Here is a 23,702-nt window from a genome sequence, read left to right on the forward strand (position 1 = left end):
TACCCAGGGCCATCGGAAAAGAAGCGGCATCCCCTCGCGGAGACACGATGCAGATAGAAACCTCCAACGCAGCAGAAATAGACGGTGCCTTGGCCGCCATGCCTCTGCTGGCGGCTGCGGAACTGCAGGATCACCTGATGACGGTGACCAATGACCTTGAGCGCCTGCAGCGCCTGCTCGATGACGCCGGCGAGGCCTTGTCCACCCATTTCTACAGCGCCTCCAACGAGGCGATGTCGCTGCTCGGCAAGAGCGAGGGCACACCGGCCGCCGCTGGGCTGAAGCAGATCATGCAAGACATCGCCGGTGCCATCACGGCGCTGCAGTTCCAGGACATGGCGACACAGCTGATCGCCCACACCAGCCAGCGCCTGCGCAACTGCGCCGACCAGCTGGCTCGCGACACCTTCGGCATGGATGACGAGGACGGCGCGGCCGTCGTCGAGATCGCGCCGCTGCGGCCCAACCCGGTCACGCAGGACGAGATGGACGCCGGCTCCATCGAACTTTTCTGAATCCCGCAGTTCAATTCGGCCCCCCAGGCAAAACGTCTCTCGGAGAAAACTCAAATGCACTCAATCCTTGCTGTCGACGACTCGGCCTCGATGCGCCAGATGGTGGCCTTCACGCTCAAGAACGCCGGCTTCAACGTGGTGGAAGCAGTCGACGGGCAGGACGCCTGGGAAAAATCCGGCACGCGTGACTTCGACCTGGTGCTCACCGACCAGAACATGCCGCGCATGGATGGCATCAGCCTGACCAAGAAGCTGCGCGAGAACCCGAAGTTCAAGACCACGCCCATCCTGATCCTGACCACCGAGTCCAGCGACACGATGAAGCAGGCCGGCCGCGCTGCGGGCGCCACTGGCTGGCTGGTCAAGCCTTTCGACCCTGCCAAGCTGATCGAAGTGATCGGCAAGGTCATCCGCTGAAGTCCGGTCCAAAGGGAGTACAGCCATGGGTGACATGACCACCGAAGGCGCCAGCATCAGTGCTGGCATCGACCTCAGCCAGTTCTATCAGGTCTTCTTCGAGGAAGCCGGAGAGAACCTCGACAACATGGAGCGACTGCTGCTCAATGTGAACGTCGAGGCGGCTGACGACGAGGAATTGAACGCCATCTTCCGCTGCGCCCACTCCATCAAGGGTGGCGCGGCAACGTTCGGCTTCAGCGACGTCGCCGAGCTGACCCACCAGATGGAGACGCTGCTGGACAAGCTGCGCCGCCACGAGCTGCAGCCCAACTCGGCCATGGTCGACGTGCTGCTGCAGTCCGGCGACGCGCTGCGCACCCAGCTGGCCCGCCACCAGGGCTCGGGCGGTGACGTGTTCGACACGACCGACCTGCTCGTCAACATCAAGAGCTTCGTCGAAGGCGGCGGCGGCACGGCCGCTGCTGCTGCTGCGCCCGCACCCAAGGCCGCCACGGCACCCGCGCCTTCTGCTTCGGCACCGGCCGCCCCCGGCAAGCCCGGCGCGCGCCTGCTCGAGCTGCAGGTCGGCCCGCTGACCGACCTGAGCCTGGCCGACAACCTCGTCGAGCTGTTCAAGGAAATCACCGACCTCGGCAACATCGAGCCGCTGGATGCCGGCCAGAGTTCTGACGGCATGCGCCGCTTCAAGGTGCTGACCAGTTCAACGGACAACGACCTGCTGGACCTCTTCACCTTCCACGTCGCGCGTGAACAGGTCAAGCTGATTCCCCTGGGCCCGGGCTTTGGCTTCTACGACGGCTCGCCCGGCGCGCCGCCGGCCGAGGCCCCGTCTGCCGACCCCGGCTACGGCTTCTTCGACGACGCCCCCGGCACGCCCGCTGGTGGCGCCGCTGCCGCTGCGCCGGCCGTCGAGGCCGCACCCACCGCCGCCATCGTGCCGACCCGCGCGGCCACGCCGGCCAAGGTCGAGGCCAAGCCGGCCGCAATGGACCAGACGACGCTGCGCGTCTCAATCGAAAAGGTCGACCAGCTCATCAACCTGGTGGGCGAACTCGTCATCACCCAGGCCATGCTGGCGCAGAACAGCCGAGAGCTTGACCCGGCGATGTACCAGCAGCTGACCTCGGGCCTGGCCGACCTGGAGCGCAACACGCGCGACCTGCAAGAGTCGGTCATGTCGATCCGGATGATTCCGATGTCGACGGTCTTCAACCGCTTCCCGCGCATGCTGCGCGACCTGGCGGCCAAGCTGGGCAAGAAAGTCGAACTGGTCACGCAGGGTGAAGCCACCGAGCTGGACAAGAGCCTGGTCGAGAAGATCACCGACCCGCTGACCCACCTGGTGCGCAACAGCTGCGACCACGGCATCGAGATGCCCGCCGACCGTGAGGCGCGGGGCAAGCCCGAGCAAGGCACGATCACGCTGGTGGCGTCCCACCAGGGCGGCAGCATCGTCATCGAAGTGCGCGACGACGGCCGCGGCCTGAACCGCGACAAGCTGATCAAAAAGGCCCGCGAAAAGGGCATCGACGCGCCGGACACCATGACCGACGCCGAGTGCTGGAGCCTGATCTTCGCGCCGGGCTTCTCCACGGCCGATGTGGTCACCGACGTGTCCGGCCGCGGTGTCGGCATGGACGTTGTGAAGAAGAACATCACGTCGCTCGGTGGCACCGTCGAGATCGACTCGGCCGAGGGTTACGGCATGAAGGTGTCCGTGCGCCTGCCGCTGACGCTGGCCATCATGGACGGCATGAGCGTGGGCGTTGGCGACGAGTGCTACATCCTGCCGCTGTCCTCCGTCGTCGAATCCTTCCAGGTCCAGTCCGACACCATCAAGACCGTCGCCGGCTCCGGCCGCGTCGTCGAGGTGCGTGACGAATACATGCCGGTCATCGAACTTGAGAAAGTGTTCGATGTGCCGCGCTTCGACTTCGAGCACGTCAGTTCCATCATGGTGGTCGTCGAGGCCGAAGGCGGCCGCGTTGCGCTGTTGGTGGACGAACTGCTCGGCCAGCAGCAGGTGGTCGTGAAGAACCTCGAAGCCAACTACCGCAAGGTCAACGACGTGTCCGGCGCCACCATCATGGGTGACGGTCGCGTCGCGCTGATCCTGGACGTCGGCAGCCTGGTGCGCCGCTCGCGCCACTAACAAATCAACCAAGACCGACAGAGAGGTTCGCATGGAAGCCAGCAACGTCCCCGCCCTGCGCCAACCCGGCGCCCTCACCACCAAGGCCCACGGCCCCAAGAGCGGCGAGTACCTGACCTTCCGTCTCGGTTCCGAGGAATACGGCATCGACATCCTGAAGGTGCAGGAAATCCGCTCCTACGAGGCGCCCACGCGCATCGCCAATGCGCCGGACTTCATCAAAGGTGTCGTCAACCTGCGCGGCGTCATCGTGCCCATCGTCGACCTGCGCCTGAAGCTGAACTGCCCGACGGCGGAATACAACAGCTTCACCGTCGTCATCGTGCTGAACGTGAAAAACCGCGTCGTCGGCGCGGTCGTCGATTCGGTCTCCGACGTGCTGGAACTCAGCCGCGACGCGATCAAGCCGGCGCCCGAACTGAGCTCGGCCACGGTGGACACCAGCTTCATCACCGGCATCGGCTCGGTCGCCGACCGCATGCTGATCCTGATGGACATCGAAGGCCTGATGAGCAGCGCCGAGATGGGCCTGATGGAAGCCGCCATCGCGGCCTGACCGCCCGATCCCAGTCTTTAGAACCCAACCCGCAACGGCGCGGGTTGTTTCAAACGCACCCGCAACGGCGCGGCGTGGCGCAGGTTTGCCCTCTCCATCAGATGTTGTGAAGGTGCGAATGAACCAGCCCGTCAATTCCATTGCCCGTCAGGTCTCGTTGACCGGCGCAGTGGCCGTTGCAGCCGTGCTGCTGGGCGTCAGCCTGGTCGTCGGCACGCTGCTCAAGCGTGCCATCAATGAGCAGGTCCATACCTGGGTTGGCGACAAGGCGGCTTCGCTGGTCGACGCGATGCAGGCGATGGACGATGTCGCGTCCAAACAGATCCAGCGCAGCTTCGGCTCCTTCCGACAGGAGTTCGGCCCCAGCTTCACGCTGGACGAGACGACGGGCGACCTCCGCGACTGGGGCCCCAAGCTCAACGGCAACTTCACCCAGGTCGACAAGTTCGCGGCCGTCAACGGTGGTGTCGCCACGGTGTTTGCGGCCAAGGGTGCCGACTTCGAGCGCATCACCACCTCGCTGAAAGACGAGAAGGGCGAGCGCGCCATGGGCACGCTGCTGGACAAGCAGGGTCCAGCCTACGCGGCCATCACCGCCGGCAAGGCTTACACGGGCCGCGCGCTGCTGTTCGGCCGCGCCTACATGACGCACTACGAGCCGATCAAGAACGATGCCGGCAAGATCATCGGCATCCTGTTCGTCGGCTATGACCTCGACGCCTTCGAGCTGGCCATGGACCGCATGGCCGGCAGTGCCAGGTTCTTCGAGCATGGCGGCACCTACATCGTCGCCGTGCCCAAGGACCCGACCAAGGCCTTGCTGGCGGCACACCCGACGGCAAAGGGGAAGCTGCTGTCCAGCGTGGCACCGGGCTTCGAGAAGCTGCTGGCCGAGCAGACCGCCAACACGGCCACGCTCGACGACGCACCCGACGTGCTGGGCAACGGCCTCAAGGACAACTTTGCCATTGCCCGCAAGAGCGAGAAGACCGGCTACTGGGTCGTCGCCCAGGTGTCGCACGGCGAGGCCCAGGCCGCCAGCCGCGCCACGCTGTGGTTCTTCTGGGGCGCCCTCGCGTTGACGGCCGTGGGCCTGGGCTTCGGGCTGATGTGGATGATGCGCCGCTGGGTGGCCCAGCCGCTGGCGTCACTGCAAAAAGCCATCGGCGCCATTGCCGACGGCGACCTGGGCCAGTCGGTCAGCACCCGCCGCAACGACGAAATCGGCTCGCTGATCCAGGACACCGAGGCCATGCGCCAGCGGCTGTCCAGCACCATCGGCACCGTGCGCAATTCGATCGACAGCATAGGCACCGCCAGCAGCGAGATCGCGACCGGCAACCTCGACCTGAGCCAGCGTACCGAGCAGACAGCAAGCAATCTGCAGAACGCCGCCTCGTCGATGAGCGAGCTGACCGGCACCGTGCGCCAGACGGCCGACTCGGCCCGCACGGCCAACCAGCTCGTGCAGTCCGCCGTATCGGCCGCCACACGCGGCGGCGAGGTGGTGGGTCAGGTCGTCACGACCATGGACGACATCAACACGGCCAGCAAGAAGATCGCCGACATCATCGGCACCATCGACGGCATCGCCTTCCAGACCAACATCCTGGCGTTGAACGCCGCAGTGGAAGCGGCGCGCGCCGGCGAGCAGGGGCGCGGCTTCGCGGTCGTGGCCAGCGAGGTGCGCTCGCTGGCCGGGCGCAGCGCCGAGGCGGCCAAGGAAATCAAGGCACTGATCGGCAACAGCGTGTCCCGCGTCGAGAACGGCGCCCGCCTCGTGCAGACGGCCGGCACGACGATGGGCGAGATCGTCGCCAGCGTGCAGCGCGTGCAGGACATCATTGGCGAGATCGCCTCGGCGGCTAGCGAGCAGAGCGAGGGCATCGCCTCTGTCAACACCTCGGTCGTTCAGCTGGACCAGATGACCCAGCAGAACGCGGCGCTGGTGGAAGAGTCCGCTGCGGCGGCAGAGAGCCTGAAGGATCAGGCGCAGCGCCTCGTCGAGGCGGTGGCCGTGTTCCGCGTCGCCGGCAGCGAATAGTTCCGCGAGTGCGGCACGAACGACAAGGCCCGCAGTTCGCGGGCCTTGTTCATGGGCGACCAAACAGCATCAAACGCGTTCAGCCACCCAGCCCTGCACGCTTGCCAGCGCCGCTGCCACACCGGCCGGCTGCGTGCCGCCCGCCATGGCCAGGTCCGGCTTGCCGCCGCCCTTGCCGCCCAGCTGCTGGGCGACAAAGTTCACCAGCTCGCCAGCCTTGACCTTGCCCACGCTGTCGGCCGTCACGCCCGCCGCGATCTGGACCTTGTCGCCGTCCACCGCCGCGAGCACGATGGCAGCCGTCTTCAGCTTGTCCTTGAGCTTGTCCATGGTTTCGCGCAGCGTCTTGGCGTCGGCGCCTTCGAGCCTGGCAGCCAGCACCTTGAGCCCCTTGACGTCGACTGCCTGCGCCATCAGTTCGTCGCCCTGGGCAGACGCCAGCTTGCTCTTGGCTGCGGTGAGTTCCTTCTCCAGCGACTTGATCTGGTCCAGCACCGCATGCAGGCGGGCATCGAGTTCGGCCGGCGCCGTCTTCAGCGTCTGCGCGGCGGCATACACCGTCGACTCCAGCGACTGCAGATAGGCCAGCGCGTTGTCGCCAGTGACGGCTTCGACACGGCGGATGCCGGCTGCCACACCGCCTTCGGCCACGATCTTGAACAGGCCGATGTCGCCCGTCGCCTTCACGTGCGTGCCGCCGCAGAGTTCCTTGGACGAGCCGATGCTCAGTACGCGCACGTTGTCGCCGTACTTCTCGCCGAACAGCATCATGGCGCCGGTCTTCTGCGCGTCGTCCAGCGCCATGACCTTGGCGGTGGCGGCAGCGTTGGCCAGGATCTCGGCGTTGACGATGGCTTCGATCTCGCGGATCTGCTCGGGTGTCATCGGTGCGTTGTGGGCGAAGTCGAAGCGCGTGCGCTCGGCATTCACCAGCGAACCCTTTTGCTGCACATGCCCGCCCAACACCTCGCGCAGGGCCTTGTGCATCAGGTGGGTGGCGCTGTGGTTGCGCACGGTCCTGGCGCGGCGCTCGGTGTCGACGCGGGCCACGAGCACGTCACCGACCCTGACCGAGCCTTCCGCCACCTGGCCGTGGTGGCCGAACACGTCGGCCTGGATCTTGATCGTGTCCGCGACGACGACGCGCGTCGTGCCGCTGCGCAGCTCCCCGGCGTCGCCCACCTGCCCGCCGCTCTCGGCGTAGAAGGGGGTGCGGTCGAGCACGATGACGGCGTCGTCGCCAGCGCGGGCTTCATCGACCTGCGCGCCATCGACGTAGACGGCGGTGACCGTGGCGGTCTCGACGACGAGGCCGTCGTAGCCGTGGAACTCGGTCGGCGCGCCGCTGTAGGCCAAGCCCTGCGCCATCTTGAATTTGCCGGCAGCGCGGGCGCGGTTCTTCTGCTCGTCCAGCAGTTCGTTGAAGCGCGCCTCGTCCACCGCCACGCCGCGCTCGCGGCAGACGTCGGCGGTCAGGTCGACCGGGAAGCCGTAGGTGTCATGCAGCTTGAAGGCGGTGTCGCCGTCGACGTTGCCGCCCTTGGCCAACGCAGTCTCGAGGATTTCCATGCCGGTGGCGATGGTCTGGAAGAAGCGCTCTTCCTCGACCTTCAGCACCTCGGTCACGCGCGCCTGGGCCTGGCGCAGTTCGGGATAGGCCTCGCCCATCTCGGCGCTGAGTGCGGCGACAAGCTTGTGGAAGAACGGCGCGCGCGCGCCCAGCTTGTAGCCGTGGCGGATGGCGCGGCGGGCGATGCGGCGCAGCACATAGCCGCGGCCGGCATTGCCGGGGATGACGCCGTCGACGACGGTGAACGAGCAGGCGCGGATGTGGTCGGCGATGACCTTCAGCGACGGGCTTGAGGCATCGCAGTCGCCACCACCGGCCGCGTCCACGGCCGACTTGGCGGCCGCGAGCAGGTTCACGAAGGTGTCGATCTCGTAGTTGCTGTGCACATGCTGCAGCACCGCCGCCAGGCGTTCGAGCCCCATGCCGGTGTCCACGCTGGGCTTGGGCAGCGGGTGCATCACGCCGTCCTCGGTCCGGTTGAACTGCATGAAGACGTTGTTCCAGATCTCGATGTAGCGGTCGCCGTCCTGCTCGGCCGAGCCCGGGGGGCCGCCGGCCACGTCGGGGCCGTGGTCGTAGAAGATCTCGGTGCAGGGGCCGCAGGGACCCGTGTCGCCCATCATCCAGAAGTTGTCGGACATGTAGCGCGCGCCCTTGTTGTCGCCGATGCGCACGATGCGCTCGGCGGGCACGCCAACCGTCCTGTTCCAGATGTCGTAGGCCTCGTCGTCCTCGCTGTAGACGGTGACCCAGAGCTTTTCCTTGGGCAGGCCGAAGTTGACCGTCAGCAGCTCCCAGGCGTAGCTGATCGCATCCTTCTTGAAGTAGTCGCCGAAGCTGAAGTTGCCCAGCATCTCGAAGAAGGTGTGGTGGCGGGCGGTGTAGCCAACGTTGTCCAGGTCGTTGTGCTTGCCGCCGGCGCGGATGCACTTCTGGCTGGTGGTGGCGCGCGAGTAGGCGCGCTTGTCAAAGCCCAGGAACACGTCCTTGAACTGGTTCATGCCGGCGTTGGTGAACAGCAGCGTCGGGTCGTCACCCGGCACGACGGGGCTGGACGCGACGATCTGGTGGCCTTTCGACTCGAAGAACTTCAGAAAGGTCTGGCGGATCTCGGCGGCTTTCATGCAGCGGCTTCCCTGGAAAGGTCGGTGACAAAGAGGGTCGATTGTAGAGAGGGGGCGGGGGCCTGCTTGCGCCACGGCAATGCGCCGCGAAGGCCAGCAGCCTGGGCCAATCAAGGCGTGGCGCGCGGCCCGCACTCATGTGCGGGCAAGCGACGCAACGCAGAGTGGTCCAGGCTGCTGGCCTTCCCTACGGGTTGCAACCAAAAGCGTCGCATGCTGCGTTGCGAATCCTCGCCGGGTATGAACCCGGCTTGCGGTCCGCGCCTTGCCTACGGCGCTTTTGGTTACAACGCGGCGTATTGCCGTGGCGCAGGCAGGCCCCGTCTGCCCGGGTAGAGTGACTCTCAACAGGAACAGGAGAGAACCCGATGGACACCAATTCCCCACTGGACGCACTCGACAACCCCGGCCTGCTGCGCACGCAGGCGCTGATCAATGGCGAATGGGTGGGTGGCGCCGCCACCTTTGCGGTGACCGACCCGGCCACCGGCCGCGAGCTGGCCCAAGTGCCCAACCTGGGCCGCGCCGAAGCGCAGGAAGCCATCGCCGCCGCCGCCAACGCGCTCGCCGCCTGGCGCGCCAAGCCCGCCAAGGAGCGCGCCGCCGTGCTGGTGCGCTGGCAGCAACTGCTGGTCAAGCACGCCGACGACATTGCCCGGCTGATGACGGCCGAGCAGGGCAAGCCGCTGGCCGAGGCGCGCGGCGAAGTGATCTACGGCGCGAGCTTTCTGGACTGGTTTGCCGAGGAATGCAAGCGCGTCTACGGCGAGACCATCCCGACCACCGACCCGACCAAGCGCTACCTGGTCATCAAGCAGGCCGTGGGCGTCTGCGCGGCCATCACGCCGTGGAACTTCCCGCTGGCGATGATCACGCGCAAGGTCGCGCCAGCGCTGGCCGCAGGCTGCACCGTCATCATCAAGCCGGCCGAGGCCACGCCGCTGACGGCGCTGGCGGCCGCCGAACTGGCCCAGCAGGCCGGCATGCCGGCGGGGGTGCTGAACGTGCTGACGGCCGACTCCGAGCAGTCCATCGAGATCGGCAAGGTGCTGTGCGAAAGCGATGTCGTGCGCCACCTGTCCTTCACCGGCTCCACCGAGGTCGGCCGCATCCTGATGAAGCAGTGCGCGCCGACCATCAAGAAGCTCAGCCTGGAGTTGGGCGGCAACGCGCCCTTCCTCGTCTTCGACGATGCCGACCTGGACTCTGCCGTGGACGGCGCCCTGGCCAGCAAGTACCGCAACGCCGGCCAGACCTGCGTCAGCGCCAACCGCATCTACGTTCAGGCCGGCGTTTACGACGCCTTCCTGGAGAAGTTCGCGGCCAAGCTGGGCCAGTTGAAGACGGGCAATGGCTTCGAGAGCGGCATCAACGTGGGTCCGCTGATCGATGCGGCGGCGCTGGAGAAGGTCGAGACCCACGTGGCGGACGCCGTTGCCCTGGGCGCCAAGGTGCTGGCCGGCGGCAAGCGGGTGGAGACCTCTGCCGGCAACTTCTTCGAGCCCACGCTGCTGGCCGACGCGACGCCGCAGATGCTGTGCTCGCGCGAGGAAACCTTCGGCCCGGTGGCGCCGGTGTTCAAGTTCCAGACCGAGGCGGACGCCATCACGCTCGCCAACGCCACGGAATTCGGCCTGGCCAGCTACTTCTACAGCCGTGACATCGGCCGCATCTTCCGCGTCAGCGAGGCGCTGGAGTACGGGATGGTGGGCGTCAACACCGGGTTGATCTCGACGGCGGAGGTGCCGTTTGGCGGCGTCAAGCAATCGGGCCTGGGGCGTGAGGGCGCGCGCCAGGGCCTCGAGGACTATGTCGAGGTCAAGTACATCTGCCTCGGCGACATCCTTCGCTGACGGCTTCGCAATCCAAGCGATGACGGCGTTGCTTCGCCTTGCCGTGCTGAAGCACTGTCTGCGGCTGCGCGCCTTGTCCTCGCTCGGATTTCAAACCCGCTGATCCAGAAACGAAAAAACCGCGAGGCAGCTTTTGACTGCGCTCGCGGTTGCCGAAACGACTGACCGGGCCTTGTGCACCCGGCCGACGTGGTACTTACGGCTTACTCAAAATCCACGCTGAAGGTCAGCGAGGTCATGCGCGGGGCGCCAAGGTAGTAGAACTCGGTGCTCGGCGTGAAGTTCGCGCCGGAGCCCTTCAGCGTCGTGTTGGCCGCGTTGGTGATGATCGACGACGGGTTGCGGTACTGCTTGCTGCCGATGTTGGAGATGTTCAGGCGCAGTTGCGGGCTCTTGAGGAAGCCCCAGTTGGCGAACTTATAGCCAGCGTCCAGATCAAACGTGCTGTAGCTCGGCGCTGCTTCCTGGTTCATCAGGTCGACGTACTGCGCGGCGGTGAACTTGCCCTTCAGGCGCGCGTAGATCGGGCCCTGCTCGTATTGCAGGGACAGCGAGGCCATCTTGTCAGGCACCTTGCCGAACAGCTTGCCCGCGGTCGGCAGAGAGCCCGTGGAGCTGACCCGCAGGTCTTCGTTCATCGTTTCCTTCTGCAGCGTCAGCGAACCGTAGGCCGAGAAGCCGTTGAAGACACCGCTACCCACTTCCAGCTCAAGGCCCTGGCCCTTCGTGCCGCCGGCATTGATGTAGGTGCTTTGCAGCGTGTTCGGGTCCGTCGCCTGAACCTGGCGGTTCTTGAAGCTCTTGTTATAGACGGTGGCCGAGATCGTGACGTCCTTCGACTGGAAGCGCCAGCCGCCATCGATCATCACCGAGGTTTCCGGCTGCACTTCGACCAGAGGCTCCATCACGATGTTGGCGGTCCCGTGGGTCACCAGGCCGACGTAGCTGCCGAAGTAGGCGAAGTTCGGCGGTGCGCGGAAGTTCTTGGCGACGTTCAGGAAGACGTGCTGCTGGCTGTTCACGTTGAAGCGGGCGCCGAGTTGCGGCAGCGCCTTGTAGAACGAGCGCTTGATGCGGTAGTCCTGGAACACGCGGGTGGCGGGACCGCCTGGCGTGTAGGCGCCGGTGGTGCTGTTCACGGTGAAGGGCAGGTTGCCGCTTTCGTTGGCGATGTTGGTCACGTCACGCGTGATGTGGGGCAGACGCAGACCGAGGTTCAGGAACGCACGGTCGTTGAACAGCGAGATCTGGTCGTTCAGATAGACCTGGTAGGCCGTGCTGATCGTCTTGGTGTTGCGGCCTTGATAGCAGCTCTTGTCAGCGCGCTGGACGCAGCCTTCCTGCAACCAGATGTCCATCGGCACGCCATCGGTACCGATACGCACGGCTGGCTGGGTCTGGATGTGCTGGGCACGTTCGTACCACAGGCCCACCTTCAGATAATGGTTACCCATCGTGGTGCTGAGCTCACCGGTGATGCCGGGGCGGTTCGTCTTGGTCACGCTGGCGCGGCCCACGACCACCTTGTCCAGCTTGTCGCCATCACCGTTGACGTCGACGGGGCCACCGAGAAGGCTGCTGCCGCCCCCACCCGTGGTGCTAGACACCTGCGTAGCGCCCGTTTCGTCGAGAAGGATTTGCGACCAGCCGCCATTTCCGAAGCCGTACCACATGTACGGTTGCACCTTCAGGTACGTGTCCGGGGCTATCTTGAACGAGCCCGACACGGACGCGATCACGTTCTTGAACGGGTTCAGCGCCATGCCGTAATAAAGCGGGTTCTGGATCACGTCGGTCTGAGCGCCCGGACCCGGCGTCTTCAGCGGCGTGAAGGTCGCCGCGTAGTCGAAGTTGTAGCCGTTGGTGGCGACCTGCGCGTTGCTGACGCTCCAGATGTTCTGGTTGACCATCCGGTTGTACAGCACCGAGCCCAGGATCTTGTTGTCCTCGCTCAGGTCCAGCGAGAAGCCGGCGTCAATGTGATCCTTCTTGGCCTTGCCGACGCCCTTCCACTTGTCGGCCTCGGCGTGCGAATAGCTCAGGAACACCTTGGCCATGTTGTTCATGAACCGACCGGAGTCGACGCGCACGAAGCTGCGATTCAGGTTCAGGCCGCCAACGGTCTGGGTGGCGCGGATGCGGAACTGGTCCGTCGGGTCGCAGGTGATCATGCTCACGCTGCCGCCGGTGGCGCCGCTGTGCGGCGATTCCAGCTCGGGAGAACCTTGAGCCACCGAAGCGGTACAGACGTTCTCCTTGTCGATCATTTCCTGGGCGTAGAAGGCATAGCCGCCGGAATCGTTGACCGGCACGCCGTTGACCGTGAAGCCGATCTGGTCGGAGCTGAAGCCGCGGATGGTCACGTCGCCACCGAACAGGCCGGTCGCGTCGTAGTTGTAGGTGTTCACGCCAGGCAGTTGCGCGATGCTCTGCAGCACGTTGCCGGTGCCCAGTTCCTTTTCCATCGCCGCCTTGGTGATCGTGCTGCGGCCCTTGACGGAGTCGTCGTTGATCATCGAGCCCGTGCCCAGCTTGGCGCCGGAGCCGACGACCGTGATCGTGCCCAGACGGACCATGTCGTCCTTGGCGCGCGGTGCGGCTTCTTCCTTTGCCGCTTCCTGGGCGTAGACGACGCCGGTGGCCAGCACGGAGACAGCCAGGGCGGTGGCCGTCTTGCAGAACAGTCTGCTCTTCATTCCTAGACTCCTAGTGGGCGCGGCAAGGCGCGCGTGGCGTTGACAGATTCGTTGGGTCGCCGCGCGTCAAATGACCAGCAGCTGAGGGACTGCGTGCGACCGTCCTCGAATTGTCATGACTTTCCGTGACAGAACTTTACGGGTAAGTCAGAAGTGGCGGTTTTTAGAGCACCGCCCTCTCGAATGCACCACAAAAGTGCAGTCAACCGACTGTGGCGCCAGGCCCGCAGCTTTCATTCGCTGTTGAATTTTTCCCAGGGCAATCGGCCTTCCGATTCATCCTCGCAGGCACCAAATTGGGTCGACTGCTGCTTCAACAGCGTGCCCCTCGTTTGTTGTAACTGTCGCAAAACCGCTACAAACCGGTGCGGAGCGGCCCCTCCTAAGATGGCTGATTGCTCCGAACAACCCTGCCCGCCATGCACCTTCGCCTTCTCGCCGTTGCGCTCGCCAGCGCCCTGCTCGGTGGCTGCGCCACTCAGCCGCCCGCTACCCCCACCGAGCTGACGCTGCTGTCCATCAACGACTTCCACGGCAACATCCAGCCCGCCCGCCCCACGCCGCTGATGCCCCGGCTACCTGACGCAACCACCGGGGAAGTCAAGCCCCAAGCTGCCGGCGGTGTGGCCCACCTGGCCACCGCGCTGGCCGGATTGAGGGCGAAGCACCCCGACGCCCTCATCGTGGCGGGCGGCGACCTGATCGGCGCCTCGCCGCTCATCTCCAACCTGCTGCGCGACGAGCCGACGCTGGCGGCCATGTCCCAGCTCGGCATCACGGCCAGCGCCCTGGGCAACCATGAGCTGGACGCAGGCCTGCCCGAACTGCTGCGCCAGACGCGCGGCGAATGCGGCGCGAACGGCTGCCTGTGGCCGGGCTACAAAGGGCCCGGCTTTCCCTACCTCGGCGCCAATGTGCTGGACGCCAAGACCGGCAAACCCCTGCTGCCGACCCATGTCATCAGGCAGGCCGGCCGCCTGAAGGTCGCCATCGCCGGCGTGGCAACCCGGGAGACGCCGCAGGTCATCGTCGCCAAGGCCATCCAGGGCATCCGCTTCGCCGATGAGGCCGACACGCTGAACGCCCTCGTGCCGCAGTTGAAGGCCGAAGGCGCCCAGGTGCTGGTGGCCGTCATGCACGAAGGCGGCGTGCAGGCGCTCGGCTCCAGTGCCAACGACACGAGCTACGCCTGCCCGACGCTGACCGGCCGCGTGCACGACATCGCCAAGCGCCTGGACCCGGCCTACGCCATCATCATCGGCGGCCACAGCCACCAGGCCTACACGTGCAAGATCAACGGCCGCCTCGTCGTGCAGGCGGGCAGCTACGGTGGCTGGATCACCGAGAGCCGCCTGAAGGTAGACGCATCCGGCCGCGTGCTCGATGCCCAAGCCGTCAACCACCCGGTGCTTCAGTCGGTCTATGCGCCCAACCCGGCGCTGGCCGAGCTGGTGGCCCGCGCCGCCGCGTTGACCGAAACCGCGCGCATGAAGCCGGTGGCGTTGCTGCCGCGCGGCGCGGCGCGATTCCCCAAAGAGCCCAATGGCGACGCCGCGTTAGGCAACCTCATCGCCGACAGCCAGCTCGTCTTCGCCCGCAAGCAGGGCCCCGCGGACGTCGCGTTCATGAACCAGGGCGGCATCCGCTCCGATCTCGTCGTGGAGGCCGGCAAGCCGACGACGATGAGCGACTTGCTCGCCATCCAGCCTTTTGGCAACGAGATCGTCGCGCTGACGATGACCGGGCAGCAGTTGTGGGATGTGCTGCAACGGCAATTGCCCAAAGGCGACACCGTACCGCGTGTCCTGCAACCCTCGTGGACGCTGCATTACAAATGGCGCAAGGGTGCTGACGGCAAGCCTCAGCTCGGCGAAATCCTCATCGATGGCAAGCCGCTGGAGCGCGAGAGGGACTACCGCGTCATCGTCAACGGCTTTCTCGCCGAAGGCGGCGACGATCAAACCGGCTTCCGCCACGGCCGCGACCGCGCCGTGCTGGGCACGGACATCGACGCCCTGGTCGAGATGCTGCGCAACCAACCCCAGGCGGTAGAGCGGACGGCACCGGGCCGCATCGTCAAGGAGTAACAAAAGGTCAGGGCAAACCTGTCGCCTGTTGCAGCGACCCCGTCCGGGCGGCCCGATGGCCCGGTCCTAGACTCATGACGTCCGGCACTCCTTGCCGGGCGCCAGCGGTTCGGGGAGCGCGATGGCGGCATGGGACATGCAAGGTGGCGCGGGTGCCCAGCACCGGCACAGGCCCGCGCCAACCCCGCTGGTCCGCAAAGTCATTGCCCACCTGCCCTGCGGGCTGGCCGTGTTCGACGCCGAGCGTCGCCTGCTGGTGCACAACGCCGAGTTCGAGCGCCTGCTCAACGTGCCGGCCTCGCTGTTCGAAGAGCCGTCACTGCGTTTCGACGATCTCGTCAGCTTCTTCGCGGCCCGCGGGGACTACGGCCAGGGCGAAAAGGCCCGCGCGACTGTCGAGGCCGCCCTCGCGCTGGGCCGCGACACCCAGCCGCGACGCCTCGAGACCTATCGCTCCGGCGACCGCGTCATCGAGGCGCGCACCGCGCCGCTGCCGGATGGCGGGCTGGTGGTGACCTGCCTGGATCTGACGCCCCAGACCCAGGCCCGCGTCGCCGCCGAGCGCGCCTCGCAAGCCAAGACGCGCTTTCTGGCCAACATGAGCCACGAGATCCGCACGCCGATGAACGCCGTGCTCGGCATGCTGCGGCTGCTGCAGAAGACACCGCTGGACGCCCGCCAGCGTGACTACGCCCTGAAGAGCGAGGGCGCCGCGCGCGGCCTGCTCGGCCTGCTCAACGACGTGCTCGACTTCTCCAAGATCGAGGCCGGCCACCTTGGCCTGGACCCCCACCCCACGCGCCTTGAAGAGCTGCTGCGTGACCTCTCCGTCATCCTCGCCGCCCAGGTGGAGCAGCGCGACATCGAGCTGCTCTTCGACCTCGACCCCGACCTGCCGCCCGTCGTCATCGCCGACGCGCTGCGCCTACAGCAGGTGCTGGTCAACCTGGCCAGCAATGCGATCAAGTTCACCAACGCCGGCGAGGTGGTGCTGGCCATACAGCGCGTCACGCAGGGCGCGGGCGGCGTGACGCTTGCCTTCAGCGTGCGCGACACCGGCATAGGCATCCTGCCCGAGCAGCAGGAGCGCATCTTCTCGGGCTTCACGCAGGCCGAGGCGTCGACCGCGCGGCGCTTCGGCGGCACCGGCCTGGGCCTGGCCATCAGCCGCCGCCTGGTGCGCCTGATGGGCGGCGACATCCACGTCGACAGCACGCCCGGCGCCGGCAGCCGCTTCGGCTTCACGCTGGATTTCCCGCTGCCCTCCGATGTGCCGGCGCCAGCGCCGCGCCAGGAGCTGCGCGCGCTGGTGGTTGACGACCACGGCGAGGCGCGGCGCATCCTGGGCTCGCTGGCGGGGTCGCTGGGCTGGCAGGTCAGCCTCGCCGCGGGCGGCGCCGAGGCGCTCGCGCTCGCGCAAGCCGCCGCGCCAAACGTCGTGCTGCTCGACTGGGTCATGCCCGGCGTGGACGGCTGGCAGACCGCCTGGCGCCTGCGCCAGCAGCTCGGCCCCGAACCGCTGCTGCTGATGGTCACCAGCCACGACCGCGACCGTCTGGCCGAGCGCAGCGCGGCCGAGCAGGCCTTGCTGGACGGCTTCCTCGTCAAGCCCGTCACCGCAGCCCTGCTGAGCCAGGCCGTCACCAGCGCCCTCCAGTTGCGCCGCCACGGCGCCGCCGTCCCGCCCGAGCCCGCCCCGCAGCGCCTGGCCGGCCTGCGCCTGCTCGTCGTCGAAGACAACCCCGGCAACCAGCAGATCACGCAGGAACTGCTGGAGTTCGAAGGCGCCGCCGTCACGTTGGCAGGCGACGGCCAGCAGGCGCTGACGCTGCTGGCGCAGACCCGCGGCCGCACCGCCTTCGACGCCGTGCTGATGGACGTGCAGATGCCCGTGATGGACGGCACCACCGCCACCCGCCTGATCCGCCGTCAGCTCGGCCTGACGCTGCCCGTCATCGCCATGACCGCCGGCGCGCTGGAGACCGAACGACAGGCCTGCCTGGACGCCGGCATGGACGAACACATCGGCAAGCCCTTCGACCCCGACACAGTCGTCGCCGCGCTGCGCCGCCGCTGCGGTGCCGCGCCGGTGCCGGGCCGCGACGCGCCAGTGCAGCTGCCGGGCGCTGTGCTCGACGACGCCGGCCGCGCCGGCATCGCACTGGCCGAGGCACTCGCACGCATGTCGGGCCGCATAGAACTCTTCGAGCGCACGCTGCATGCCCTGCACGAGCAGGACCGCAAGCTCGCCCAGGACCTCGCCAAGGGCGGCCCGGCCGCCGCGCGCGGCCTGCACGGCTACCGGGGCCTGGCCGCCATGCTGGGTGCCCCGCAGCTCGCCGCGCTGGCCGCTGAGGGCGAGCGCGCCGCCACGCATGGCGACCGGCCCGATGCCGTGCTGGATGCAGACTGGCAGCGCCGCTTTCTGGAGCGCCGCACGGCCGACCTCGCCGCTTTGGACCGCTTGGCCGCCGACCTCGCCGCCCATCCGCCCGTGCCTGGCCCACCCTCCCCGCCGGGCAGCCTTGCCGAAGAGCTGGACAAGCTGACCGAGCTGCTGGCCGGCTCCGACCTCGAAGCCCTGGACGTCCACGAGGCCCTGCGCCCCCAGCTGCCGCCCGACGCCGACGCCCCGCTGCACGAAGCCATGAGCTCGCTCGACTTCGGCACCGCCCTGACGCTGTGCCGCGAACTGCGCGCGACGCTGGAGCTCCAACCATGATGCAGCTGTCACTGCCCGACCGCACGCCGCTCACGCCCGGCAGCGCGCCCACCGGCCGTCGTCCGCGCCTGCTCATCGTCGACGACCAGCCCACCAACATTCAGGCCCTGCACCGCGTCTTCGCTGCCGACTGCCAGGTGCTGATGGCCACCGACGGCACCCAGGCCCTCAAGCTCTGCCGCGATCGCCAGCCCGACCTCGTGTTGCTGGACGTGCAGATGCCCGGCATGGATGGCCACGAACTCTGCGCGGAGCTGAAGGCCGACCCGTTGCTGCGCGCCATCGCCGTCATCTTCGTCACGTCGCAGGACCACCCCGACGACGAGACTCGCGGGCTGGATGCAGGCGCGGCGGACTTCATCACCAAGCCCTTCAATCCCACGGTCGTCCGGGCGCGCGTGCGCACCCAGCTCACGCTGAAGGCGCAGGCCGATCTGCTGCGCGAGCTGGCCTTTGTGGACGGCCTGACCGGCGTTCACAACCGGCGGCATTTCGATGAACGCTTCCTGGCCGAAGCCCGCCGGGCCCAACGCACACGCGCACCGCTGGCAGTGGCCCTGGCGGACGTCGATCACTTCAAGCGCTACAACGATGCACTGGGACATCTGGCCGGGGACGACTGCCTGCGCCGGGTGGCCGTTGCGCTGCGCGCCTGCCTGCGCCGGCCCACCGACCTGTTGGCTCGTTATGGCGGCGAGGAGTTCGTCTGCCTGCTGCCCGACACCGACCTGGCCGGCGCCATCGGCGTGGCGCAGTTGATGGAGAGCACGGTGCGGGCGCTGGCGCTGCCGCATCCCGGCGTGGAGGGCTGCGTGACGATCAGCCTGGGGGTGTCCGCCGGCACGCAGGCGCAGGGGCTCGTCGAGGCGGCGGACAAGGCGCTGTATCTGGCCAAGGCGGCGGGGCGCGGGCGCGTCAGCTGGGTGGACGGCTGACAATCCGCGCATGACACAAGCCTTGCTTCGCGACACGCTCGCCCGGTTCCAATGGTCCAACGAGCCAGCGGCCTGGCATGTGACGGATGCGCTGGAACTCACGACGCGGCCGGACACCGACTATTGGCAGCGCACCCACTACGGCTTTCAGCGCGACAACGGCCACTTCTTCTTCGTGCCGGTGGCGGGAGACTTCAGTCTCACCGCCCAGCTCGCATTCGCGCCCAACGCCCAGTACGACCAATGCGGGGTGATGTGCCGTGCCGGCGCCGAGTCCTGGATCAAGGCATCCACGGAATACGAGCCTGAGGGACCCAGCCGGCTCGGATCTGTCGTGACGAATCTAGGCTACTCCGACTGGGCTACCCAGGACGTGGATTCGACGCTGAACAGCCTCTGGTATCGGCTGAGTCGGCGGGGCGCGGACTTTTGCGTCGAGTCGTCGCCCGATGGGGCGACGTGGCAGCAAATGCGCATCACGCACCTGCATGACTGCCCGCAACAGATAGACGTAGGCATGTATGCCTGCAGCCCCGTGGGAGCGGGGTTCGACTGCCGGGTTTTGCACGTGGCGTTGGGGGCGTGTGTGTGGGGCGTCTGAGAGATTGAAGGTGCTACACGGCGCTGTATCGGGCGAACGATCCCGTGCCGTAACAAGATAAGCGGCGCAATCGTCCCCTCACCACAAAGCCGGCAGCTAAAGTGGGTCGCTGGCGTACAGGTCTAAGGGTTTTGATGAGCATTGCTCACCGCAATAATGTCCAGGTCAGCGGCGCCGGCCCTGGCACATTGGTTTTCGCGCACGGCTTTGGTTGCGATCAAAACATGTGGCGGCTCCTGGCGCCGCAATACGCGGAGCGCTTCAGGGTCGTCACCTTCGACCATGTCGGCAGCGGCAGTTCCGACCTCTCCTCGTATGACCGCGAGAAATACAACTCGCTGCGTGGCTATGGCGACGATCTGATTGAGATCGTCCAGGAATTCGGCGTCGGCCCGGTGTACGTCGTGGGTCACTCGGTGAGCGCGATGATCGGCATGGTCGCGGGCTTGAGCGCCCCTGGCGCGATTGCAGCGCACATCATGATCGGCCCATCGCCCTGCTACATCGACGACGGCGACTATGTTGGCGGCTTCTCGCGCGAAGACATCGACGGGTTGCTCGACATGCTCGAGTCGAACTACCTGGGCTGGGCAAGCAACATGGCGCCAGCGATCATGGGCGTACCCGAAAGACCTGAACTCGGGCTTGAACTTGCCGAGAGCTTCTGCCGGACCGACCCCGACATCGCCAAACAGTTCGCCCGCGTGACGTTTCTGTCCGACAACCGGGCAGACCTGCCGCGGCTGCAAGAGCCTACCCTGATCATCCAGTGCTCCGAGGACATCATTGCGCCCGTCGCCGTGGGGGAATACATGCACCGCGTGCTCCCTCTATCCACTCTTGAAATCGTCGACAACGTGGGTCACTGCCCACATCTGAGTTCACCTGGCGCCAGCGCAGATGCGATCGATCGATTTCTCGCATCCCTACGGCGCTAGATCGTGCCGCTCACGCCCGAGACCTGCCCGTCGCTTGAGGAACTGCTCGGCGAAGTGCCCGTTGGACTTCTGATCACCGACGCCCGAGGAACCATACTCAAGGTGAACGGGACGATGTGCACGTGGGCCGGGTATGCAGCACACGAATTGGTGGGATGGAAAAAGCTGCAAGACCTTTTCACGGTCGGTGGGCGCATCTTTCACCAGACTCACTGGATGCCCATCCTTGAGATGCAACGCTCCATCTCGGAAGTGAAATTCGAGCTGCGCCGCAGCGACGGGCGGCTGGTCACGGTGATGTTGAACGCGATTCGCAAGGGAGCCGGCGCGGATGCCTATGACGTGGTGTCCATCCTCGTGGCGGAGGAGCGGAACAAGTACGAGCGGCAGCTGGTGATGGAGCGCAAGCGCTCGGAAGAGTTGGCCGACAGGGAGGTTCTCGCACAGCAGATCCTTCAGGCTGCGGAGGCACAACTTCGCCAGGCCGTGCGAGTCGGAGGGCTACACCTGTGGAGTGCAGACCACGCGGGCCGACGATATTTCGAGCCGTCGGTCGCCGAGTTGTTGGAGCTAGATGGAACCCTCCCGCCGACCGAGCAGGACTTCCTCGCCGCAATTCTTCCGCAGGACCGCGAAGCGGAAGAGCAAGCTTTCAAAGCGGCTCTTTCTGAGTCGACCACGATCAGGAACTGGACGTTCGGCGTTCGAGATGCCAACGGAAATCAGAGGGTGCTGCTTGCCTCTGGCCAAGCCGTGCCCTACGGCAGCGATGCGCAGCGCCGGTTCGTGGGCGTGCTCAAGGACGTGACCGAGATGGCCAGAAAGGCTGCCGAAGCGGAGGACCGCGCCTTGTTTGCTGAACAGATGGTCGGCATCGTCAGCCACGATCTGCGCAACCCGCTGTCGGCTGTCACGATGGGCGCGGCGGTGTTGAGCCGCGACGCCACGCTTGGCGACAAACACAAAAAAGTGCTCGCCAACATCGACCGCTCGTTGAAGCGTGCTCGCGGGCTCATCGACGAACTCCTCGACTTCACGCTTGTCCGGGTCGGGCACGGCCTGACGGTCACGCGCCGGCCGGCGAGTTTCCATGAAGTGATCCACCAGTGCGTCGAGGAACTGAAGCTGGCCTTCCCGACCAACCCCATACATCACGTCGCCCAAGGCCACGGAAAATGCATCCTTGACCCGGACCGCGTTGCCCAGCTCCTGGGCAATCTGGTCGCGAACGCCGTGACCTACGGCGAGCCGGGAGGTCCCATCACCGTCACCTCCACTGGAGATGACGACGGATGCAGGCTGCAGGTTCACAACCTCGGAGAACCGGTCCCGGAAGCGATGGCTGAGCGTATTTTCGAGCCCATGGTGCGTGGCGGCACGAGCGACCATTCGGTGCGAAGCGTGGGGCTCGGCCTTTTCATCGTGAAAGCCATCGCGCAAGCCCACGATGGTGCCGTGTCCGTTCGATCGTCGCGTGAGGACGGGACGACCTTCACATTTGTGCTGGGCCAGGCCAGCACGGAGTCGCGCTGCACGGGCGAGTCGGCGTAGCGTCATCCTTCCGCTCAGAACGCTTCCTGGCCGAAGCCCGGGCGGCATCCCGCCATCGGTCATGGCGCCAGCGGCAACAAGCTGTTCCATCGCACGGACCCGGTCGTCGGGGTGTAATCGTCGATGCCACGAACAACGAAAGCCAGCGCCAGTTTCGTGATCGCGCCGAGCCGTCTCTCTCCAAACTCCAGGATCGTGAAGTCACGGGCCGATTCCTCGGCTTCACTCCCGTTCGGCCGGCGCCTGCGGCACGTCCAGGGACAGCCACTGGCTGTCCTTGAGCGAACCCGGGTGGGTTCTTATCCCAGGACCGCACTCCAAACAAAAACGGCCCCTTGGGGGCCGTCTAGCTGGAGCGGGTGATGGGAATCGAACCCACGTAGTCAGCTTGGGAAGCTGGAGTTCTACCATTGAACTACACCCGCATCGGGGCGCGAGTTTACGCGATCAGGCGGGCGGCGCCAGCGTGTAGGACAAGGCCGCGAGATGCGACTTGTGCGGGCGGCGCTCCATCCCCCAGCCCTAGCATCCCGCCCACATTCCACAACCGCCTCCCCAAGCAGGAGAACACCATGACCGCACGGCGCACCCTCACCTCCCTTTTGATTGCCTCCCTTGTCTTCAGCGGCATGGCTCAGGCAGCGCCCACTGCGTTGATCAGCACCGAGCAGGCGGCCGCCGCCATGCAGGCTGCACCGCGCAGCGATGCCCACGCCAGGCTTCATGAAGCGCTGAACCGCGCCGACCTGGCCGCCATGCTGCAGGCCCGCGGCGTGCAGGCAGACGAGATGCGTGCCCGTGTCGACGCGCTGACAGACGCCGAAGCCCGGCAGATGGTGACGCAGATCGACCAGGCACCGGCCGGCGCCAGCGACGTTCTTGGCATTCTCTTCACCGTCTTCATCGTCCTGCTGGTGACCGACATCCTGGGCCTGACCAAGGTGTTCCCCTTCACCCGCTCGGTGCGTTGATCGGCCGAACCGCAGCGGCCATCGCGGCGCTGCTGCTGGGCGGCTGCGCGAGCTTTTTTACGCCGCCCCAGACCGCCGCGCTGCTCGCCCAGCCGCCGCAAGATCTGCGCCCGCGCGTCGAGCGCACTGAAGTGCCGTTCTTTGCGCAGACGCGCGACCACTGCGGCCCGGCCGCGCTGGCCACCGTGCTGGCGGACATCGGCCTGGCCGCCGACCCCGACCGCCTGGCCGACGCCGTCTTCCTGCCTTCACGCGGCGGCAGCCTTCAGTTGGAGATGCTGGGCGGCGCGCGGCGCCAGGGCGCGGTGGCCACCCGGCTGCCTCGCGAGTTGGAGGCATTGCTGCGCGAGGTGGCTGCCGGCCACGCTGTCGTCGTGCTGCAGAACCTGGGCCTGGACTTCATCCCACGCTGGCACTACGCCGTCGTCGTCGGCTACGACCTGGCCGCGCGCGAGCTCATCCTGCGCAGCGGCGTGACCGAGCGCGCCACGCTGCCGCTGCGCACCTTCGAATACACCTGGGCACGCGGCGGCCGCTGGGCCATCGCCGTGCTGCCGCCGGACCGGCTGCCGGCCACGGCCACTGAGGCCGATGCGCTGGACGCCGCCGTCGGCTTCGAGCGCGCCGGGCCACCGCCCCGTGCGGCGCTGGCCTATCGCACGCTGCTGGCTCGCTGGCCGGGCAACCTGCTGGCTGGCATCGGCCTGGGCAACACGCTCAATGCAGCCGGCGATGCGGCCGGCGCGCGCGCCGCCTTCGAGGCCGTCGTAAACCAGCACGACAGCGCCGTGGCCTGGATCAATCTCGCGCGCTTGCGCCTGGACGCTGGTGACCGTAGCGGCGCCCACACCGCTGCAAAGCAGGGCCTGCAACGCGCCAACGCCGCCGAGCCCGCGTGGCGCGATGCCGCGCTCGCCACACTCACGGCCACTGACGACCAGCACTGAGGGCCTGCGCGGCTAAAGTC

Annotated in this window: 16 protein-coding genes and 1 tRNA gene; 14 read left to right on the plus strand and 3 right to left on the minus strand. The window is 66.7% G+C overall.

The genetic code is table 11. The annotated features are described in order from the left end of the window. The first annotated feature begins 47 nt into the window (after window positions 1-47). The 5 genes from AC0IZJ_RS06860 to AC0IZJ_RS06880 all read left to right on the plus strand — a co-directional run bounded on the left by AC0IZJ_RS06860 (window position 48) and on the right by AC0IZJ_RS06880 (window position 5,687). Window positions 48-515, plus strand: a complete 468-nt coding sequence (locus tag AC0IZJ_RS06860; RefSeq protein WP_471847995.1) for a hypothetical protein — start codon at window positions 48-50, stop codon at window positions 513-515. Window positions 516-569: 54 nt separating this feature from the next. Further along, a complete protein-coding gene (locus AC0IZJ_RS06865; RefSeq protein WP_394410235.1) occupies window positions 570-932 on the plus strand; it encodes a response regulator in 363 nt (120 codons plus the stop codon). A gap of 25 nt (window positions 933-957) precedes the next feature. Then, entirely contained in the window at window positions 958-3,087 is a 2,130-nt protein-coding gene (locus tag AC0IZJ_RS06870; RefSeq protein WP_471847998.1) for a chemotaxis protein CheA, read from the plus strand. 31 nt (window positions 3,088-3,118) lie between these two features. Continuing rightward, entirely contained in the window at window positions 3,119-3,643 is a 525-nt protein-coding gene (locus tag AC0IZJ_RS06875; protein WP_471848000.1) for a chemotaxis protein CheW, read from the plus strand. Between the two features lie 118 nt (window positions 3,644-3,761). After that, window positions 3,762-5,687: a methyl-accepting chemotaxis protein gene (locus AC0IZJ_RS06880; protein WP_471848002.1), complete on the plus strand. Its 1,926-nt coding sequence runs from the start codon at window positions 3,762-3,764 to the stop codon at window positions 5,685-5,687. A gap of 69 nt (window positions 5,688-5,756) precedes the next feature. On the opposite strand, the gene alaS is transcribed toward AC0IZJ_RS06880, so the two are convergent. Next, window positions 5,757-8,381, minus strand: coding sequence for an alanine--tRNA ligase (alaS, locus tag AC0IZJ_RS06885; protein WP_471848004.1), 2,625 nt, complete (start codon window positions 8,379-8,381; stop codon window positions 5,757-5,759). 368 nt (window positions 8,382-8,749) lie between these two features. Here alaS and AC0IZJ_RS06890 point away from each other — a divergent pair, with 368 nt between their 5' ends. After that, window positions 8,750-10,234, plus strand: a complete 1,485-nt coding sequence (locus AC0IZJ_RS06890; protein ID WP_471848006.1) for an NAD-dependent succinate-semialdehyde dehydrogenase — start codon at window positions 8,750-8,752, stop codon at window positions 10,232-10,234. Between the two features lie 203 nt (window positions 10,235-10,437). On the opposite strand, the gene AC0IZJ_RS06895 is transcribed toward AC0IZJ_RS06890, so the two are convergent. Continuing rightward, window positions 10,438-12,930, minus strand: coding sequence for a TonB-dependent receptor (locus AC0IZJ_RS06895; RefSeq protein WP_471848008.1), 2,493 nt, complete (start codon window positions 12,928-12,930; stop codon window positions 10,438-10,440). A 419-nt stretch (window positions 12,931-13,349) separates the two neighbouring features. Between AC0IZJ_RS06895 and AC0IZJ_RS06900 the strand changes: the two genes are divergently transcribed. From AC0IZJ_RS06900 to AC0IZJ_RS06925, 6 genes are all read left to right on the plus strand, one after another. After that, window positions 13,350-15,017 (plus strand): bifunctional metallophosphatase/5'-nucleotidase, encoded by a 1,668-nt coding sequence (locus AC0IZJ_RS06900; RefSeq protein ID WP_471848010.1) that lies wholly within the window; start codon window positions 13,350-13,352, stop codon window positions 15,015-15,017. Between the two features lie 121 nt (window positions 15,018-15,138). Beyond that, window positions 15,139-17,739, plus strand: coding sequence for a response regulator (locus tag AC0IZJ_RS06905; protein ID WP_471848012.1), 2,601 nt, complete (start codon window positions 15,139-15,141; stop codon window positions 17,737-17,739). Continuing rightward, on the plus strand, window positions 17,736-18,674 hold the full coding sequence (locus AC0IZJ_RS06910; RefSeq protein ID WP_471848014.1) for a diguanylate cyclase: 939 nt from the start codon (window positions 17,736-17,738) through the stop codon (window positions 18,672-18,674). Before AC0IZJ_RS06905 ends, AC0IZJ_RS06910 begins: the two co-directional genes overlap by 4 nt. 10 nt (window positions 18,675-18,684) lie before the next feature. After that, a complete protein-coding gene (locus tag AC0IZJ_RS06915; RefSeq protein WP_471848016.1) occupies window positions 18,685-19,275 on the plus strand; it encodes a DUF1349 domain-containing protein in 591 nt (196 codons plus the stop codon). A 134-nt stretch (window positions 19,276-19,409) separates the two neighbouring features. Next, a complete protein-coding gene (locus AC0IZJ_RS06920; RefSeq protein WP_471848018.1) occupies window positions 19,410-20,213 on the plus strand; it encodes an alpha/beta fold hydrolase in 804 nt (267 codons plus the stop codon). Between the two features lie 3 nt (window positions 20,214-20,216). Then, window positions 20,217-21,764: a sensor histidine kinase gene (locus tag AC0IZJ_RS06925; RefSeq protein WP_471848020.1), complete on the plus strand. Its 1,548-nt coding sequence runs from the start codon at window positions 20,217-20,219 to the stop codon at window positions 21,762-21,764. Window positions 21,765-22,115: 351 nt separating this feature from the next. Here the strand turns inward: AC0IZJ_RS06925 and AC0IZJ_RS06930 are convergent. Beyond that, a tRNA-Gly gene (locus AC0IZJ_RS06930) sits at window positions 22,116-22,189 on the minus strand. A 147-nt stretch (window positions 22,190-22,336) separates the two neighbouring features. Between AC0IZJ_RS06930 and AC0IZJ_RS06935 the strand changes: the two genes are divergently transcribed. Both AC0IZJ_RS06935 and AC0IZJ_RS06940 read left to right on the plus strand, forming a co-directional pair. After that, window positions 22,337-22,735: a PA2779 family protein gene (locus tag AC0IZJ_RS06935; protein ID WP_471848022.1), complete on the plus strand. Its 399-nt coding sequence runs from the start codon at window positions 22,337-22,339 to the stop codon at window positions 22,733-22,735. After that, window positions 22,732-23,682 carry a PA2778 family cysteine peptidase gene (locus tag AC0IZJ_RS06940; RefSeq protein WP_471848024.1) on the plus strand — a complete coding sequence of 317 codons (951 nt, stop codon included), beginning with the start codon at window positions 22,732-22,734 and terminating at the stop codon, window positions 23,680-23,682. The genes AC0IZJ_RS06935 and AC0IZJ_RS06940 overlap by 4 nt, the downstream gene beginning before the upstream one ends. Window positions 23,683-23,702 lie beyond the last annotated feature (20 nt).

The organism is Roseateles sp. AC306, assembly GCF_979253795.1.

Coding starts and splice junctions, on each gene's coding strand:
- AC0IZJ_RS06865 (WP_394410235.1), top strand. CDS start 570: ATGCACTCAATCCTTGCTGTCGACGACTCGGCCTCGATGCGCCAGATG.
- AC0IZJ_RS06900 (WP_471848010.1), top strand. CDS start 13,350: ATGCACCTTCGCCTTCTCGCCGTTGCGCTCGCCAGCGCCCTGCTCGGT.
- AC0IZJ_RS06870 (WP_471847998.1), top strand. CDS start 958: ATGGGTGACATGACCACCGAAGGCGCCAGCATCAGTGCTGGCATCGAC.
- AC0IZJ_RS06905 (WP_471848012.1), top strand. CDS start 15,139: ATGGCGGCATGGGACATGCAAGGTGGCGCGGGTGCCCAGCACCGGCAC.
- AC0IZJ_RS06895 (WP_471848008.1), bottom strand. CDS start 12,930: ATGAAGAGCAGACTGTTCTGCAAGACGGCCACCGCCCTGGCTGTCTCC.
- AC0IZJ_RS06915 (WP_471848016.1), top strand. CDS start 18,685: ATGACACAAGCCTTGCTTCGCGACACGCTCGCCCGGTTCCAATGGTCC.
- alaS (WP_471848004.1), bottom strand. CDS start 8,381: ATGAAAGCCGCCGAGATCCGCCAGACCTTTCTGAAGTTCTTCGAGTCG.
- AC0IZJ_RS06875 (WP_471848000.1), top strand. CDS start 3,119: ATGGAAGCCAGCAACGTCCCCGCCCTGCGCCAACCCGGCGCCCTCACC.
- AC0IZJ_RS06890 (WP_471848006.1), top strand. CDS start 8,750: ATGGACACCAATTCCCCACTGGACGCACTCGACAACCCCGGCCTGCTG.
- AC0IZJ_RS06935 (WP_471848022.1), top strand. CDS start 22,337: ATGACCGCACGGCGCACCCTCACCTCCCTTTTGATTGCCTCCCTTGTC.
- AC0IZJ_RS06880 (WP_471848002.1), top strand. CDS start 3,762: ATGAACCAGCCCGTCAATTCCATTGCCCGTCAGGTCTCGTTGACCGGC.
- AC0IZJ_RS06910 (WP_471848014.1), top strand. CDS start 17,736: ATGATGCAGCTGTCACTGCCCGACCGCACGCCGCTCACGCCCGGCAGC.
- AC0IZJ_RS06920 (WP_471848018.1), top strand. CDS start 19,410: ATGAGCATTGCTCACCGCAATAATGTCCAGGTCAGCGGCGCCGGCCCT.
- AC0IZJ_RS06860 (WP_471847995.1), top strand. CDS start 48: ATGCAGATAGAAACCTCCAACGCAGCAGAAATAGACGGTGCCTTGGCC.